This window comes from Pseudomonas tremae, assembly GCF_001401155.1.
Classification (GTDB): Bacteria; Pseudomonadota; Gammaproteobacteria; order Pseudomonadales; family Pseudomonadaceae; genus Aquipseudomonas; species Aquipseudomonas tremae.
Map to the genome: position 1 here is coordinate 1 of NZ_LJRO01000336.1, position 388 is coordinate 388.

Consider the following 388-nt stretch of genomic DNA (forward strand, 5'->3'; position numbering starts at 1 on the left):
CAAAGCACTCAAGCCGATCTACCAGGCGATCAATGCAGATGTGGCTGAGCAAGAGCTTAACGCCTTTGAAGCGGGCCCCTGGGGCAAGCAGTATCCGACTGTAGTTGCTGCATGGCGTCGCGCCTGGGATCGGGTTATACCGTTTTTTGTTTTTCCGGCGGGCATTCGCAAAGTGGTTTACACGACCAATGCCATCGAGAGCATCAATGCCCAGTTACGCAAGATCATCAAGACTCGAGGGCACTTCCCGACCGATGAGGCCGCGACGAAACTGATATGGCTTGGGTTGCGCAACATCACCGCCAACTGGGGTCATGCGGCACACGACTGGAAAGTGGCAATGAATCAATTTGCGATCCTGTACGGAGACCGATTTACCAGACCGAGC

The 388-nt window shown here is 54.6% G+C and carries 1 protein-coding gene; it reads left to right on the top strand.

The genetic code is table 11. The features are described from left to right. Positions 1-388 (top strand): transposase (locus tag ALO43_RS18700; RefSeq protein WP_162235608.1); only part of this gene is annotated, 388 nt, incomplete at both ends.